16 protein-coding genes are annotated in these 16460 nt (G+C 37.8%); 3 read left to right on the top strand and 13 right to left on the bottom strand.

Translation table 11 applies throughout. The annotated features are described in order from the left end of the window. Positions 1-177 precede the first annotated feature (177 nt). The 4 genes from ASE74_RS13795 to dgt form a co-directional block, all read right to left on the bottom strand. A complete protein-coding gene (locus tag ASE74_RS13795) occupies positions 178-1056 on the bottom strand; it encodes a PorP/SprF family type IX secretion system membrane protein (RefSeq protein ID WP_082458782.1) in 879 nt (292 codons plus the stop codon). Between the two features lie 13 nt (positions 1057-1069). Next, positions 1070-1573: a gliding motility-associated C-terminal domain-containing protein gene (locus ASE74_RS13800; RefSeq protein WP_055910103.1), complete on the bottom strand. Its 504-nt coding sequence runs from the start codon at positions 1571-1573 to the stop codon at positions 1070-1072. 6 nt (positions 1574-1579) lie between these two features. Then, the gene (locus tag ASE74_RS13805; protein WP_055910105.1) at positions 1580-4009 is read right to left on the bottom strand and encodes a collagen-like protein; all 2430 of its coding nucleotides are present in this window, start codon (positions 4007-4009) and stop codon (positions 1580-1582) included. Positions 4010-4262: 253 nt separating this feature from the next. Further along, positions 4263-5606 carry a dGTP triphosphohydrolase gene (gene dgt / locus ASE74_RS13810; protein ID WP_055910107.1) on the bottom strand — a complete coding sequence of 448 codons (1344 nt, stop codon included), beginning with the start codon at positions 5604-5606 and terminating at the stop codon, positions 4263-4265. Positions 5607-5743: 137 nt separating this feature from the next. On the opposite strand from dgt, the gene ASE74_RS13815 reads away from it, so the two are divergent. The 3 genes from ASE74_RS13815 to ASE74_RS13825 all read left to right on the top strand — a co-directional run bounded on the left by ASE74_RS13815 (position 5744) and on the right by ASE74_RS13825 (position 7069). After that, on the top strand, positions 5744-6391 hold the full coding sequence (locus tag ASE74_RS13815) for a hypothetical protein (protein WP_055910110.1): 648 nt from the start codon (positions 5744-5746) through the stop codon (positions 6389-6391). 109 nt (positions 6392-6500) lie between these two features. Continuing rightward, positions 6501-6863: a hypothetical protein gene (locus ASE74_RS13820; protein ID WP_055910113.1), complete on the top strand. Its 363-nt coding sequence runs from the start codon at positions 6501-6503 to the stop codon at positions 6861-6863. Positions 6864-6874: 11 nt separating this feature from the next. Continuing rightward, a complete protein-coding gene (locus ASE74_RS13825) occupies positions 6875-7069 on the top strand; it encodes a hypothetical protein (RefSeq protein WP_055910115.1) in 195 nt (64 codons plus the stop codon). A 273-nt stretch (positions 7070-7342) separates the two neighbouring features. On the opposite strand, the gene ASE74_RS13830 is transcribed toward ASE74_RS13825, so the two are convergent. The 9 genes from ASE74_RS13830 to ASE74_RS13870 form a co-directional block, all read right to left on the bottom strand. Continuing rightward, positions 7343-7615 (bottom strand): hypothetical protein, encoded by a 273-nt coding sequence (locus ASE74_RS13830; RefSeq protein WP_235526094.1) that lies wholly within the window; start codon positions 7613-7615, stop codon positions 7343-7345. An 87-nt stretch (positions 7616-7702) separates the two neighbouring features. Next, positions 7703-7948: a hypothetical protein gene (locus ASE74_RS13835; protein ID WP_055910120.1), complete on the bottom strand. Its 246-nt coding sequence runs from the start codon at positions 7946-7948 to the stop codon at positions 7703-7705. A gap of 96 nt (positions 7949-8044) precedes the next feature. Continuing rightward, complete coding sequence (gene rpsJ, locus ASE74_RS13840; protein WP_008244591.1) at positions 8045-8350, bottom strand: 30S ribosomal protein S10; 306 nt, start codon at positions 8348-8350, stop codon at positions 8045-8047. A gap of 131 nt (positions 8351-8481) precedes the next feature. After that, on the bottom strand, positions 8482-10596 hold the full coding sequence (fusA, locus tag ASE74_RS13845) for an elongation factor G (RefSeq protein WP_055910122.1): 2115 nt from the start codon (positions 10594-10596) through the stop codon (positions 8482-8484). Positions 10597-10727: 131 nt separating this feature from the next. Beyond that, positions 10728-11195, bottom strand: coding sequence for a 30S ribosomal protein S7 (rpsG, locus tag ASE74_RS13850; RefSeq protein ID WP_055910127.1), 468 nt, complete (start codon positions 11193-11195; stop codon positions 10728-10730). 17 nt (positions 11196-11212) lie between these two features. Beyond that, positions 11213-11626 carry a 30S ribosomal protein S12 gene (gene rpsL / locus ASE74_RS13855; protein WP_029278631.1) on the bottom strand — a complete coding sequence of 138 codons (414 nt, stop codon included), beginning with the start codon at positions 11624-11626 and terminating at the stop codon, positions 11213-11215. 1333 nt (positions 11627-12959) lie between these two features. After that, on the bottom strand, positions 12960-13418 hold the full coding sequence (locus ASE74_RS13860; RefSeq protein WP_055910132.1) for a hypothetical protein: 459 nt from the start codon (positions 13416-13418) through the stop codon (positions 12960-12962). A gap of 4 nt (positions 13419-13422) precedes the next feature. Further along, a complete protein-coding gene (locus tag ASE74_RS13865; protein WP_055910134.1) occupies positions 13423-14823 on the bottom strand; it encodes an aryl-sulfate sulfotransferase in 1401 nt (466 codons plus the stop codon). A gap of 100 nt (positions 14824-14923) precedes the next feature. Beyond that, complete coding sequence (locus ASE74_RS13870; protein WP_055910213.1) at positions 14924-16453, bottom strand: RagB/SusD family nutrient uptake outer membrane protein; 1530 nt, start codon at positions 16451-16453, stop codon at positions 14924-14926. Positions 16454-16460 lie beyond the last annotated feature (7 nt).

A 16460-nucleotide genomic window follows, 5' to 3' on the forward strand; every position in this document is an offset into this window, starting at 1 on the left:
CTTAATGCGATATAGAGAACTTGACCAAGGCAAAACATGAAACGTTTTGTATCGAAGGCCTGTTTATGGAGATTTCAGTTAAAAGGTAGTCATTTCGACAAAAAAAACAGCGAATAGAAAATCTGAAGCACAACTAAAATAGATTATTTGTTGCACTCAATCCTGTTAAAAAAGCTTTTATTTTTTGATACTATATTTTAGGCCCACCTCAAATTCGCCATTGCTGTAGTTTTGCATTTTCGAGGTATTGGTGGTATATTGAAAAAGAAGAGAAAACTGGTTTTTATAATTGGCACCAAAACCACCGGTAAAACTATTGGTGCTGTGGTAAATGCCATTAAACATGAGTTTGTTTTCTAAAAACTGAAGATTTATACCAGCATCAAAAATCCCGTCATAATTCTGTACTCCTCTGTACACCAGTTTTGGCTCAATGCTGCTAATTACTTTATCGGTAGTAAATTTGTAACCTGCTGCAAAAAAGTAAATCGAACGGTCTACAACGTTTCTCAACACATCTCTTTTAAAAAACCGCTTAAGGTTAGGTAATGTGCCTTGTAGCGTTAGTTTATCAGTGCGGTAAGCCACGCCAAAATCGCCATCCAAATACAATTTCCGATCATTAAAAGTGTTCAGTACATCATCATCCAGGTCGCCCTTTGCCTTCCCAATATCCACCCATTCGTTCATAATACCTGCCGATAGGCCAAAATCCAGAAAGTTGGTTCCACTATTTAAAGGCAAGTGATAGGCATAGGTTAAGGTTGCCCTTGTTCGGTTAATGGCTCCTGCCCCCTCATTATAAAAAAGCAATCCCAAGCCAACCTTATTATTGGTTAAACCGTAATCGGCGGTAAGGTACTGGATTTTAGGTGCACCATCTACCCCAACCCATTGCGTTTTAAGGGCAGCATTTAAATTGATTCCTTTTTCTAAACCTGCCATTGCCGGATTGGCTAAAAACTGATTTTGATAATAGATGCTACCCATTGGGTTAAGCTGGGCATATGCCGATGTACTAAATATAAATAACAGTACGGCTATATAACATTTCATTTTCCTCACCCTGTTATTTTTTATATAAAATTGATATAAACCCCTTAATAGATCCATCTGCACCCAAATCAAGCATGTAGTAATAAGTATCTTCCATCAATGGTTTCCCATTAAAGTATCCATCCCAGTTATTCTGATAGTTTGTAGTGGCATAAATCAACCTTCCCCCTCTATCAAAAATCGATAGTTTATTGTTCGGATATTTTTCCAAACCTTTAACTATAAAAAAATCGTTTTTACCATCGCCATTTGGTGTAAGGATATTATTTACAATAGCTACATCTGCATCGGTCTGCATAATCAGAAAAGGTTGTAAAAAACCCTGTGTCAATGTGGTACTGTTAGATTGAAAAGTTTGTACAACCGCCATTTCTCCAATACTAAAATCATACAGCTGATTATTGATTTTTCCATAACCACTGGCCGAATTTAAAACATAAGGTAAACTCTGTGCCTTTAAACTATTGCTATAAAAACCGAACAGCAAGAAAATAAACGGATAGAATATTCTTCTCATCTTGCTTTAGTTTAAAGAAATCCAGGACGAGCCATCACTTTGGATAGTGTAAGTTTTATTTCCTGTAATGGTTATCAGGCTCGAATCATCGTTCAATAGAACCGGGTTACTGAGGCTTACATCTCCGGAGGATAAAGCTTTTATGAGTATATAAATTCGTCCCTTGCAAGTTGAGGCCGCCGGAAGATTAACGGTTACTGCTGCTCCTGCATTTTTTATCCTAACGGTATAATGGCTGGCATCAAGCGTTAATGATCCTGCTGTGGTAAAGGTTAAAACGCTTGCCGCAACTGAACCATTTACATTTAAGGTGCTCACATTTGCAGGCGCGTAAGAAGTAGAATTTGCAGCTAAAGTGCCATTTATGGTTAGCGCCCCTCCGTTTGCTGTAAAATTACCAGCAATTAATGGATAAACTGTATTGGAATTGGCTACAATAAGGCTGTTATTTATATTAGTACTGTTACTTCCAGCATTATTTCCGATAAAAATGTTACCTGTACCACTATTTTTTGAGCCTGCTGCATAACCTAATGCGGTATTGTTGTCGCCATTGTTAGCTTCGAGGGCTAAACTACCTATGGCAGTATTTGCCACACCTGTTCCATTTGCCATAAGTGTATGCGTACCAATTGCAGTATTATTAGAACCTACAGTATTAATGGCCAATGCCTGCGAACCAAAACCACTATTATTGATCCCACTAAAGCTACGCTGCAATACCAAATAACCAAAAGCACTGTTTTCGTAACCTGAAATGTTTACTGATAAAGCTTCGCGGCCAAATGCACTGTTGTAAAAACCAGATACATTTGAGGTAAGCGTTTTATAACCGAAAGATAAATTGGTTTCAGAAGAATTACCCAAACGACCAGATTTTAGCCCGTTAACCAAAAAGTTAATGGCAATATCATCAGTATTACCTAAAAAGTTATTGTTCTGGTCGATGTTACCAGTATTTCCTCTTAATGCCCAGGCATTTGCATTGGCAAAAAGTGTTCTGCTAATCAGCTCAGGCTTACCGGTTGTGGCGTTGGTAATGTAAACCTTATTGGCATCGCTCACTCCATCAGTAGTTAATTTAGCAAGGTTTACTGAGGCATCAGCCAGTTTTGGTGTGGTTACCGAAGCATCTGCGAGTTGAAGTGTATTAACAGCGGCATCATCAATATTGATATTCTTAACCTCTTTATTTCCTATTTTAACTGAAGTTACTGCGCCATTGGCAAGTTTTACTGTTGTTACCGATCCATCTGCAAGCTGAAGTGTATTAACAGCAGCATCATCGATATTGATATTCTTAACTTCTTTATTTCCGATCTTCATTGAAGTTATTGCACCATCGGCCAGTTTCTGCGTAGTTACAGCAGCATCAGCGAGTTTTATTGTACTTACTGCTCCTGCATTAATATCAATTACTACATCTTTTAATAAAGCTGATGTGCCATTTGCACTTACACTTAAATCTGTTGAGGTTAAAGCTTTAGCACCCGCCAATTGATTTACATCCAAAGTTACTGGTTTCCATGCAGATCCATCAAATAAAAGCACCTGGTTATTAACAGGAGTAGCTGCACTTAATAATTTACCTTGAATATTGGCTATTGTAGGGTTTGGATAGTTCCCTTTTAAATCACCTCCGGCAACTCCGGTTGAAGGGCCAACCGGACCTACATCACCTTTGTCGCCCTTATCTCCCTTATCGCCTTTAACACCTTGTATTCCTTGTAAACCTTGTAAGCCATTTGCTCCCGCCGCACCAGTATCGCCTTTAATTCCTTGTGGGCCTGTTGCGCCAACTGCTCCCTGCGCACCTGTTGCGCCAGTTAAACCTGTAGGGCCTTGCGCACCTGTTGCTCCAGGCACCCCGGCAGGACCTTGTAAACCTACTGGCCCGGCAACCCCAGCAGGACCAGTAGCTCCTGCTGCACCAGTATCACCTTTTATACCTTGCGGACCTACAGCTCCGGCAACTCCGGCAGGCCCTGCCGGGCCTGTTGCACCTGGATCGCCTTTTGGGCCAATTGGTCCGTTGGCAGCATAAAGTGCATAAGGAACACTTAATAACTGGGCGGTACCGGCAAGATTAAAATTACTCCCGTTATCCGGATCAATTTCTACTTTTATAAATTTTAATCCACTAGCCCATGTTACGCCAGCAATTGTACCGCTAACTGCGGTTGCTCCTGCTGATCCGATGGCTACAGCATATAAACCCAAAGCATTCGTAGTTACATTCCTTACTTCCGAATACTGTGTGGTACCGGTTGAAGATGCATCTAATATGCTAATCCGAAGGGAAATGTTTTTGTTTGCTATCGGAGTACCGTTAGCGTTTCTGGCAGCACCTTGATAATTAAACTGCTGTGGGGCCTGCGCCTTAACAGCTACTGCCAAAACTAAACTTAGCAAAGCAATCAGTAGAAATTTTTTCATGAACGGGATGAGATCTATTTATTTGACCAGAGATATAAATATCAGCGGCCAAACGTTCAAATCTACCAATTAGTATATCCCATAAAGGCTACATTACACAAAGGCCTTTTCGAAAATACCTTATTGAAAGTAATTAATTTACTATCAAATAGTTACAAAAAATTATATTTTATAATTTTACACGAACATACTATTATGTACTGTTTTATATGTTAAGTACAAATTAATTAATCAATTATTATAGCTAGGATTACTATGTTTCGGAGGGGAAAGATATGCCTTTAATGTTGCGGTATAAATCTACTGCATATAAATCAGTCATACCTGAAACAAAATCCAGCACGCTTTGGGTGATAGAATAAACATCAGTTAAATCTGTATGGTACTGTTTGGGTATTAGTTTAACCAATTTTTTATAGTAATGGGTATTGTTGTGAATTAAAGCGGGTACAAACTCTTCTAATAAACCTGCCATAATCTTATACCCTGCTACTTCTTTCTGTATTACAGAAGAGAAATTATAAATGCGTTCTACCGAGATTCTTTCTACCTCTTTCCAGGCGGTAATATAGGGTTCGGGTAATAAATCGGTTAAACTTTGGTTTAAATCACCATTTAACAACTTTTCCTGCTCTCTAAAAAATATACCGGCACACGCATTTGTTAAAGTATTTATTGCCTTTGCCCGTAACAAACCAATTTTTGCATCATCATCTTCATAGTCATTTTTTAAGCGATTTTCGATAGTTGCTGAGTTTGCAAAAGGCAACAGGTAATTTTTTACTTCTTTGTATGAAAGAATTTTTAAACGGTGCGCATCCTCCAGGTCAATGATGCTGTAACAAATATCGTCTGCAGCTTCAACCAAATAAACCAATGGATGACGTTTGTAGATCAGGTATTCGCTTTCTTCCTGCTCCAAATGCAATTCAGTAGCAATTCGTTTAAAGGTATCGGCCTCCGACTGAAAAAAACCATATTTTTTACGATGCAACAATCCTTTTTGTTTTCCGGCGATAGATGCACAAGGATATTTTGCAATTGATGCCAAAGTGGAATAAGTTAGTGCATAGGCATCATTTCCTTTTCCCTTTAAAGGATGCGTAAGGATTCTGATCGCATTGGCGTTTCCTTCAAAATTGATGAGATCATGCCATTGTGAATCACTCATGTCTTTCTGATAAACACGGCCATCACCATCGGTAAAATACCTTGAAATGGCGGCTTCTCCTGAATGGCCAAAAGCGGGATTTCCTAAATCATGAGCAAGGGCCGCAGCTGCTACAATATTGCCTACTTCGTTAATTAATGGCACTTCCTTAATCAGTTCAGGATTGTGAATCTCTACACTGTTTAAAAAGATATTCGCCATAGAACGGGCTACGCTGGCCACTTCCAGGCTATGCGTTAAACGGTTATGCACAAATACACTCCCTGGCAATGGGAAAACCTGGGTTTTATTTTGCAACCTTCTAAATGGAGAAGAAAAAATTAACCGGTCATAATCACGCTGAAAATCAGAACGTGCCCGATCGGTGCTTGCACCATATTGTTCCTGCCCGTACCGCTTATTAGAAAGTAAATATTTCCATTCCATTTATCCGTTCGCCTTTAAAATTTGGGCGCAAGTTAAACAAAACGATAAAATGGTTAAGCATAAAATTTCAGGTAAAATTCATATTACAATTATTAAAAGATATCACTATATTCGCTACAAAATCAAACAAACAAATAATGAAGAAAATCTTTTTAACGCTCGCTATCTTGTGCTGCTTTACGGTTTTGACCAAAGCGCAATTTGAAGGCTCGAAGCAAATTTTTGAAAGTCCGAAATTAAAGGAAACGATCAAAACACAGAAAATTGTAGCCATTTTACCTTTTGAAGTAAAAATCTCCTACAGGAAACAACCAAAAAATTTCAATCCTGATGCCAACAAAAATCAGGAAGAATCAATGGCTAAATCGATACAAGCCAGTATGTACACCTTTTTGTTAAGAAAAGCTTCTGATTACACGGTAACTTTTCAGGATGTTGATAAAACCAATATCTTATTGAAAAAAGCTGGTGTATTGGGTAAATTAGATGAAACCACTAAAGATGAACTGGCCAAAATACTTGGTGTTGACGCTGTAATTGGCGGTCGTTTCGAAACTGAACAAACAAAATCTGAAGCTGGTGCAATTGCATCTGCTGTTTTATTTGGGGGTTTTGGTGGCAAATCCGGAACGGGAACAATGTTTTTAACCATTAACAATGGATCAGACGGCGAGTTGTTATGGCGTTTCTTTAAAACGATGGATGATACCATCATGAGTTCTACCGATGATATGGTAGAAAGGATGATGAGAAAGATATCAAGGAATTTTCCTTACAAAAGTTAACCCAAAGGCAGATAGAAATATCTGCCTTTTTTGTTACTCCCATATTGCTCCTTCATAATAAGCAAACTATTTAGGTCTTAGTCTGTTTTATAACCAAACAGATGATCTTATGAAAACGAGCATTTATAATAAGGAAGAACATATTGAAGGTTATGTAGGCACTGATGATAAACAATCAGAAAAATCTGATGTACAGAAAGCTTATGAAAAAGGTAATGATACCAATATTATAACCGCTTATGGCAAGGAACCTAGTGAACTGATTGAAGGTAATCCATTGGCTAAAGACGGGATGGATAATTCGGGCACTCAAGGAAAAGATACGCTTAGCGATGATGCTTATAACAGCCCGGATAAACACCCAACCTTAGAAAGTGCCGAAAGCCATACCGGAAGTTCATCAGATGATTTTAAAGGTAAATCAGATATTGATGAAACTGATGAAGACCACGCTTTAAATACAGGAATATAATATATAAACTTATGGGATTATTAAAATATGCCATTTTAGGCGCAGCAGCTGTTTATGGTTTTAAATATGCTACGAAAAAAAGAGCTGTAGACGGTAAATCATTATTAGATGACTTGAAAGATCAGGCTCCTAAATATGTAGACCGGGTTAAAAGTTACGGGGATCAGATTAAAAGAGATTATTCACAAACAAGTGAACTGTACTGACAAGATCAGGAAATCCGGAAAGACAAACGAAATTGACATTTGTCAATCGAATTATAGAATTCAGAATTGCAATTTGATTTTAAGTTCTTGAAATTTGCGCCCGCTGTAGGATTCGCGACAAAGATTAACAAAAATCAGAGACTAAACGATTTAAGGGCATTCGCCACTTGATTAACGCATTTCAGTTGTAGAATCCTAATTAATTCCATCTGCCGGAAAATGCAAAATTATTATTAAGGGATTATTCTACATGAATATTCCCTTTTTAATCGACTATAAATCCTTCCCGCTTATTCCCCTGTCTTTTTCTTTATTTCTATTGCCAATATCTTCATTTTGACTCAAATTGGCATTATTCAATTCCTTATTGATGTTGTGTTTACCAACAGTTTTAGTTTTTGCGAGGTGCGCATCATCCGGTTGATCTTTACGTTTAAAATCAGCTCGTTTGTGTCCGTAGGTAGCCTCGCCATTATCCCACTCAATATCATCATCATGGCTACCGCCTATCTGAGGATTTACATCTTTATTATTATTATCATTCATTTCCATAGTCGTTGCTATTTAAGATGCTTCTATTTTTAAGAACAATTGACGATACTAAAAAGTTTATACTAAAATCATTCAGCGTGCCTATTTCACACCTTTACTTTGATCTATTTTAGTATCACTGTCCAGGTCATCTTTACTTGATCCATTTTCATACCTGTGTTTAGGTGGTTTTTCCATTCTGCTTTCTTCAAGTTCAGAAAAATCACTGCCTTTCTGGTTGGCAACTTCCCCATGCGACGAAGGTTTCTGTACTGATCCTTCCTGAGGATCTGCAAAATCCTGACCTTCAATCGGTAACTCTTCTTGCTGATTATCATCCTTTTCCATATCAATAAAACCGATCAGCCTGGTTTTTGTTTCGAATTTTTGGGCATAAAAAAAGTCCCGATTTATATCGGGACTTTTAATTCTTTTTTAAATCAATTAAACTTTGATTTCAACTTCAACACCGCTAGGTAATTCAAGTTTCATTAAAGCATCAACTGTTTTAGAGTTAGAGCTATAAATATCCAATAAACGTTTGTAAGCGCATAATTGGAACTGCTCTCTAGCTTTTTTGTTAACGTGTGGAGAACGTAAAACAGTAAAGATTTTCTTCTCTGTAGGAAGTGGAATCGGTCCACTTACAACTGCACCCGTAGGTTTAACAGTTTTTACGATTTTCTCAGCAGATTTATCTACTAAGTTGTAATCGTAAGATTTTAATTTAATTCTGATTCTTTGGCTCATCTTATTTTAATTATGGCTTCCTGTTAGAGCTATTAACAACAGAAGCCGGATTTATTTTAAGTTTTGTGTTAAGCGCTTTGCGTAGGGCGACAAATCATCGCTAAACGCAAAACGCTATTCACATCACATTACTAGTCTTCAGACTTAATTCTGCCTTTTGATTTAGCAATTACTTCATCCTGTACGTTTTTAGGCGCAGCTTCATAGTGGTCGAATTCCATTGTTGAAGTTGCACGGCCTGAAGTGATTGTACGTAACTGAGTTACATAACCAAACATTTCAGAAAGTGGCACAGTTGCTTTAATTACCTGAGATCCATTACGGGTATCCATACCTAATAATTGACCACGACGACGGTTCATATCACCGATAACATCACCCATGTTTTCTTCAGGGGTTAAGATTTCGATTTTCATGATTGGCTCCATCAACGTAGGTTTACATTTAGGTAAAGCTTCACGATATGCCATTTTAGCTGCAAGCTCAAATGATAAAGCATCTGAATCGACTGCGTGGAATGAACCATCAATCAAACGTACTTTCATATCAGGAAGTGGGTAACCAGCCAATACACCGTTAGACATCGCAGCAGCAAATCCTTTTTCTACTGAAGGGATAAATTCACGTGGAATTGAACCACCTGTAATTTCGTTTACGAATTGTAAACCACCTTTTTCGAAATCAGCATCGATTGGCGAAATAATAACCTGGATATCAGCAAATTTACCACGACCACCAGATTGTTTCTTGTATGTTTCGCGGTGTTGAGTGGTACCAAAAATTGCTTCTTTGTAAGCTACTTGTGGCGCACCTTGGTTAACTTCTACTTTAAACTCACGTTTTAAACGGTCAATTAAAATATCCAAGTGTAACTCACCCATACCAGAGATTACAGTTTGACCAGTTTCCTGATCAGTTTGAACTCTGAATGTAGGATCTTCTTCAGCCAATTTAGATAAGCCCATACCTAATTTATCAACGTCTGCCTGAGTTTTAGGCTCAATAGCTAAACCGATAACTGGCTCAGGGAAGTTCATTGATTCAAGAATGATCGGGTTTTTCTCATCACACAGCGTATCACCAGTTTTGATATCTTTAAATCCAACTACCGCAGCAATATCACCAGCAGCCACATTAGGCACAGGGTTTTGCTTGTTAGCGTGCATTTGGAAGATACGAGAAATACGCTCTTTACTTTCTGAACGGGTATTGTAAACGTAAGAACCAGCATCTAAGTTACCTGAGTAAACACGGATGAAACATAAACGGCCTACGAATGGGTCAGTTGCAATTTTAAATGCTAAAGCTGCAAACGGCTCTTTAATGCTTGGTTTTAATAAAACTTCAGCACCAGTATCAGGGTTTGTACCAACAACACCTTCTGAATCAAGAGGTGAAGGCAATAATTCCATCACATAATCCAACATGGTTTGAACACCTTTGTTTTTGAAAGATGAACCACAAACCATAGGAACGATTTTAGCATCTAAAACAGCTGCACGTAATGCATCTAAAATTTCGCGCTCAGTGATTGAATTTGGATCTTCAAAGAATTTCTCCATTAAAGATTCATCGTAATCAGCAACTGATTCCAATAATTTCTCTCTCCACTCAGCAACCTCATCTATCATATCTTCAGGGATAGGCACTTCAGTAAAGGTCATCCCTTTATCGTGCTCATTCCAAACGATACCACGGTTGTTGATCAAATCAACCACACCTTTAAATGCATCTTCAGAACCGATAGGCAATTGCAATGGAACTGCATTACTACCTAACATATCTTTAACTTGTTTAACAACTTTTAAAAAGTCTGCTCCAGAACGGTCCATTTTGTTAACGAAACCGATACGGGCAACATTATAGTTGTTAGCTAAACGCCAGTTGGTTTCTGATTGAGGCTCAACACCATCAACTGCAGAAAACAAGAACACTAAACCATCTAATACACGTAACGAACGGTTTACCTCTACAGTAAAATCCACGTGTCCTGGTGTATCGATAATGTTCATGTGGTATGCCTGACCTCTGTATTTCCACTCAACAGTAGTTGCAGCAGAAGTGATCGTGATACCACGCTCTTGCTCTTGTGCCATCCAGTCCATTGTTGCAGCACCTTCGTGCACTTCACCAATTTTATGACTTACACCAGCATAATAAAGAATACGCTCTGTTGTTGTAGTTTTACCTGCATCAATGTGAGCCGCGATTCCAATATTTCTTGTAAATTTTAAATCTCTTGCCATGTTATGTTTTTGATTTATCTGATTTTAAATAATTACACCGATTATGTTAAAACAAATCGGTGTAATTTATCTAATCAGTATAATCTTCTAATTAAATCTGTGTAATCTTACTAATCTGTTAATCCTAATAATTAGAATCTGAAGTGAGAGAACGCTTTGTTAGCCTCAGCCATTTTATGCGTATCTTCTTTTTTCTTAACAGCAGCACCTTCACCTTTAGCAGCAGCTACGATTTCACCAGCTAATTTCTCTTTCATGGTTTTTTCGCCACGTTTACGAGCGTATAAAATTAACCATTTCATACCTAAAGCTGTTTTACGCTCTGGTCTAACCTCAGTTGGAACCTGGAAGTTAGCACCACCAACACGACGAGATTTAACCTCTACAGCTGGCATAATGTTAGTTAAAGCACGTTTAAATATCTCTAAACCGTTTTCACCTGCTTTTTTCTCAGCAATTTCAACAGCATCGTAAAAAATAGCATATGCGATAGATTTTTTTCCATCGTACATCATATTGTTTACAAAACGAGTTACCTGAACATCGTTAAATTTTGGATCAGGAAGAATAATTCTCTTTTTTGGTTTTGACTTTCTCATTTCTTATTTCCTCCCGATTATTTCTTTTTACCTTTTGTTGGTGCCGCAACTACCTGTCCTGGTTTAGGACGTTTAGTACCATATTTAGAACGACGTTGGTTACGACCAGCTACACCTGATGTATCTAATGCACCACGGATGATGTGGTAACGTACACCTGGTAAATCTTTAACACGACCACCACGGATCAATACGATTGAGTGTTCCTGTAAGTTGTGACCTTCTCCAGGAATGTATGCATTAACCTCTTTACCGTTCGTTAAACGAACACGGGCTACTTTACGCATTGCTGAGTTTGGTTTTTTAGGGGTAGTGGTGTACACACGTGTACATACACCTCTTCGCTGTGGACAGCTGTCCAACGCTGGAGACTTACTCTTGAACTCCAGTGCTACTCTACCTTTTCTAACTAATTGTTGAATGGTTGGCATTGTGCTTTTTTATGTTTTTTATTAAAAAATTTACCGCTCCCCCGGCATCCTTACAGATAGCCCATAAAACGGACTGCAAAAGTAGAACAATTCTTTTTAAAAATCAAGGGGTTAGCGTAAAAAGTTTTAAGTTGGCAGCTATTAGTTTCTAGTTGATGGTTAAGGAGTTGTGGCTCTCCCATTCTTATGTTGATATTCCGAACTAAAGGGGTTCCAAATTTCAGATGAAACCTTTCCTACAATCGCGCCATGCTGAATTTATTTCAGCAACTTAAATCAATGCGATTATTTTTTTGGAAAGCAACCTCTGCAATATTTAGGTGAGGTTTGGCCCCGCTAATGTTCCAAGCTCGTGAAAAACTCGCTTTCCACGTATATCGGGTTTAGCTTTCAAGAACAGTACACTAAAAATCGTTTTTGGGAGCTGAATTAAGGGAAATTGCAGATGAGACTTTTTATATACTATTCATGCTGAATTTATTTCAGCTACTTAAATCAATGCGATTATTTTTTTTGGAAAGCAACCTCAGTAATACTTAGGTGAGGTTCGGCCCCNATATACTATTCATGCTGAATTTATTTCAGCTACTTAAATCAATGCGATTATTTTTTTTGGAAAGCAACCTCAGTAATACTTAGGTGAGGTTCGGCCCCGCTAATGTTACAAGCTCCTGAAAAACTCGCTTTCCACGTATATCGGGTTTAGCTTGCAAGAACAGTACACTAAAAATCGTTTTTGGGAGCTGAATTCAAGGGAAATTGCAGATGAGACTTTTCATATACTATTCATGCTGAATTTATTTCAGCTACTTAAATCAATGCGATTATTTTTTTTGGAAAGCAACCTCAGTAATACTTAGGTGAGGTTCGGCCCCNGCTACTTAAATCAATGCGATTATTTTTTTTGGAAAGCAACCTCAGTAATACTTAGGTGAGGTTCGGCCCCGCTAATGTTACAAGCTCCTGAAAAACTCGCTTTCCACGAATATCGGGTTTAGCTTGCAAGAACAGTACACTAATAATCGTTATTGGGAGCTGAATTAAGGGAAATTGCAGATGAAAACTTTTCATATACTCGTCATGCTGAATTTATTTCAGCAACTTAAATAAATGTGATTATTTTTTGGAAAGCAACCACAGCAATACTTAGGTGAGGTTCGGCCCCGCTAATGTTCCAAGCTCCTGAAAAACTCGCTTTCCACGTATACCGGGTTTAGCTTGCAAGAACAGTACACTAAAAATCATTGTTGCAAACTGAATTAATGGGAAATTGCAGGGGCTTGCGGAAGTCTTTCTTGTTGACACTCCAATCTTTTATGTTCGATTGTTAAAATTAATTACAATCCTTAAATCCCTCCTTTAGTACCTTAAATCGCTCAACCGCAGCTTCGAGTTCTTTTGGTGCCTTACCATATTCGAAAGTAATTTTATATTGTTTGCCATCGGCATTGATGGAGATCCATTCTGCTCCGCCATCTGCACAATCAGGGCAACCAATCACTTCAGGTAATGCTGCGATCTTATCCATATTTAAATCGTTTTTAATGGCATTAATATCTGCTTCAGAAATTGTTTTGCTACAGATTTTGGTATCAGAAGGCTGTCCGTTTTTTGATTTTGATAAGGTGAGTTTTAAATCGCTAATAAGCAGATTATTGGAGCAATAGCCAACACACATCCCAAAAGATGAGCCATAACCAATACTGTTCAGGTTTTTAACTTTTCCTTTTTTGCATGCAGAAAAACTTAGGCTTATTACTATTGCACAAATAAGGAATATAGCTTTTTTCATCAGGTTAAGGCTTTAAATATGGACTTAATTGATCCGAAGTTACAAATATTCCTCTATATGCCGGCACAGAAGCCTCTAATGTCCACAACAAAACACCTTTTCTATTGGTAAGGACTACAATATGCCTTTTTGAGCTGCAACATAAAATGTTTTCTCTGTTAATCAGATACGCGCTGCCCATCCGGTCGTTATATATTTGTGAAGGCAGTTGAATATGCATATCTAAACTTGCACTTTTGGTTTGCTCATTTATTTTAAAGGCATAAGCACCTGATTGATGTTTTTCAATTCCATTATCAAAGAACATTAAGTTTCCTTCTGTATTAATATGTACGGCATGGGCCTGGGAGAAACCCGTATTGGCTGGCATTTTAATGTTACCACATTTGCCGAATTTCCAGATTACTTTACCGGTTTTAGCGTCAATTTTCCAGATTTGGCCATTATTATAAAATGAAATAATATAATTTCCATCTTTATCATAGTTTAAACTATTGGCGTGCATCCAATCTTTTTTCGTTTTAAGCAGTGCTTTGTCGCTAAAGGGATCAAGGCTATCAAACACACTCCATTTCCAGATCTGTTTTCCTTTTTTATTCATTACTAAAATACCATCACCGTTAATGGTATCTTGTTTCTTACCACCAATACTGCTCAAATCGGAAATTTTCTGATCAACAAATAGGGTAACCAACTGCCCTTTTTGGTTTTTTAAAATTTCGTGGTGAATGGTCTGTTTAAAATCACCCTGGCCTTTTTTTAACATGAGAACGGTATCGCCCTCTAAATTAATTTCCAGGATCTGACTACCATAACTTGTTGGCTCATCATTACCGCCTAAAATCGACAGCAAGGTTTTATCTTTTGTAAAATTAATTACCTTAAAACCAACATTATCTACCATATGGTACCACCGCAACCTTCCTTTATAATCAACCAGGTAAGCCATGCCGGGAGCATACCTTTTGTTAACCAGGATTAATCCGTTTTTTAAATCTTTTGGTATTAACTTATCATCAGCACTTTTTGCTTTAAATTGATCTTTAAGCCACTCGGGCAATTCATTAGAAACAAAGTTGTAGGTTTTGCTTACTTTTTTGGTACCATTTTTTATGGTGATAACCTGGTAAGCATAGCTGGTTTTTGGCATGATGTTACACAGCACAAACTTGTGGTTACTTTTATTTTTAGACAGTGCTGTACTTTCTTTCTGTGCATCGGGAACTTTATCTGCCCAGTATTCTATGTAGGCATCAAAAGCAGCATTGGCAACCACATCAACCTGTATTTTTAGCACATTGTTATTGTGTAAGCCTAGCTTAATCTCTTTAATGCCCTCTACCTGGTTACAGCCGTAAAACGTAAGCACGGCAAGTAAAACAACAAGTTTAAATAAACACCTCATATAATGGAAATATTAAAATCTAGGGATAGCCGTTTTTAAATAAAAAAGAATATGCAGCAAAAACTACATATTCTTTTTATCTACAATTAAAAGTAAGAAATTATTGTCTGCCAGAATTATTTAAATTCGGATTTATATTCACCTGGTTTAATGGATATGGAAAAAACTGATCGCGTGGCATAACTACTGTAGGCGTTTGATTGGTGCGCTTTAAGTAACCGTTTACTACGGCCTCATACTTGCCAAACCTCATTAAATCTGCTCTCCTTTTTCCTTCGTAAAACAATTCCCAACCGCGTTCTTGTAAAAGGGCATCTTTCAGAGTGGTTTGGTTGTAGTTTGCAGCTACCAAAAGCTTGGCGTGTGATCGTCCTTTTACCTGGTTAATCAGATCGATACATTCGGCATTGGGACCACTTAATTCATTTATCGCTTCTGCCCTACTTAATAATATATCTGCGTAGCGGAGTATATTTACACTATGCCCATCGTAATAGGTATTTGCTCCATTTGGATCAGCATATTTCGCTGTGGCCACATCTTGCATATAAAAAATACCTTCCGGAGGAGTAGCACCTAAGGTAGGCGCTTGTTTGTGTACCAATTTATCCACGCCCAGATACTCAGGAAAGAATAGTTTCTTACGATCATCAGCATCATCAAAACTGTTGTAAAAATCCCAGGTTACAGCGTAATATTGCCACCTGTCTGTTAAAACAGGATGTTGTTGTGGGCCAAAGTGATTTAGCAATTCTGTTCCATTAACATTTGCATCGCTCAAAACAGAGAAAATATTCTCTGAACACCATTGATTTTTTTCTGCAAAAAGCCCCTCATAAGTTGAAAAAAGTGAGTATACCTTTAAATCCATTACTTGTTTGGTTACATCAACAACTTTTTGCCATTGGTGCTGGCGCAGGTACAATTTAGCCAATAGGCTAAGTGCGGCACCTTTTGTTGCACGGCCAACATCGTTGCTGGAATATATGGAATTATTCACATAATTTAAAGGTAAAGTTGTAGCTGCTGCTTGAAGATCATTAATTAAAAATGTTTCAATCTGATCTAGTGGAGTTAATTGTTTGTTGGCAAAATAGTTAGGTGATTTACTCGCCTCTTCCACATCTTTTTCAGTTGCTAAAACTACCGGGCCCCAGGCATCGGTTAAATCCATATAAGCTACGGCCCTTAAAAATTTCATCTCAGAAAGGAATTGGCTTTTTTCTTCTGGAGTAATTGCACTCATGTTAGAGAGGTTATAAATCGCATTATTTGCATTTGCAATAAGCTTATAAATTTGTCGCCAATCTTCAGCAATCAAGCCATTTGCTGAGTTCCATTGTACATTTGATAACTGACCAGGATCTCCTCCATAGCTGCAATGTCCAACATCTGTGGTTAAATCAGTCAAAGCAAAATGCCTAACTGTCCAATAATCAAAATTATCGCCAACAGAGGGGCCTTTTAAACGGGCATAAACGGCATTTACCGCAGCAATAGCGTCGGATTTTGTTTTAAAAGCATTGCCTAAGGTTAAGCTACTATATACTACTGGTTCCAAATCCTTTTTGCAAGAAAACTGCAAAAGTACAACTGCAGTAATCGCCAAAATAATCTTATATCTTTTCATCTTTTTA

Source organism: Pedobacter sp. Leaf216, from assembly GCF_001421515.1.
Taxonomy (GTDB): domain Bacteria; phylum Bacteroidota; class Bacteroidia; order Sphingobacteriales; family Sphingobacteriaceae; genus Pedobacter.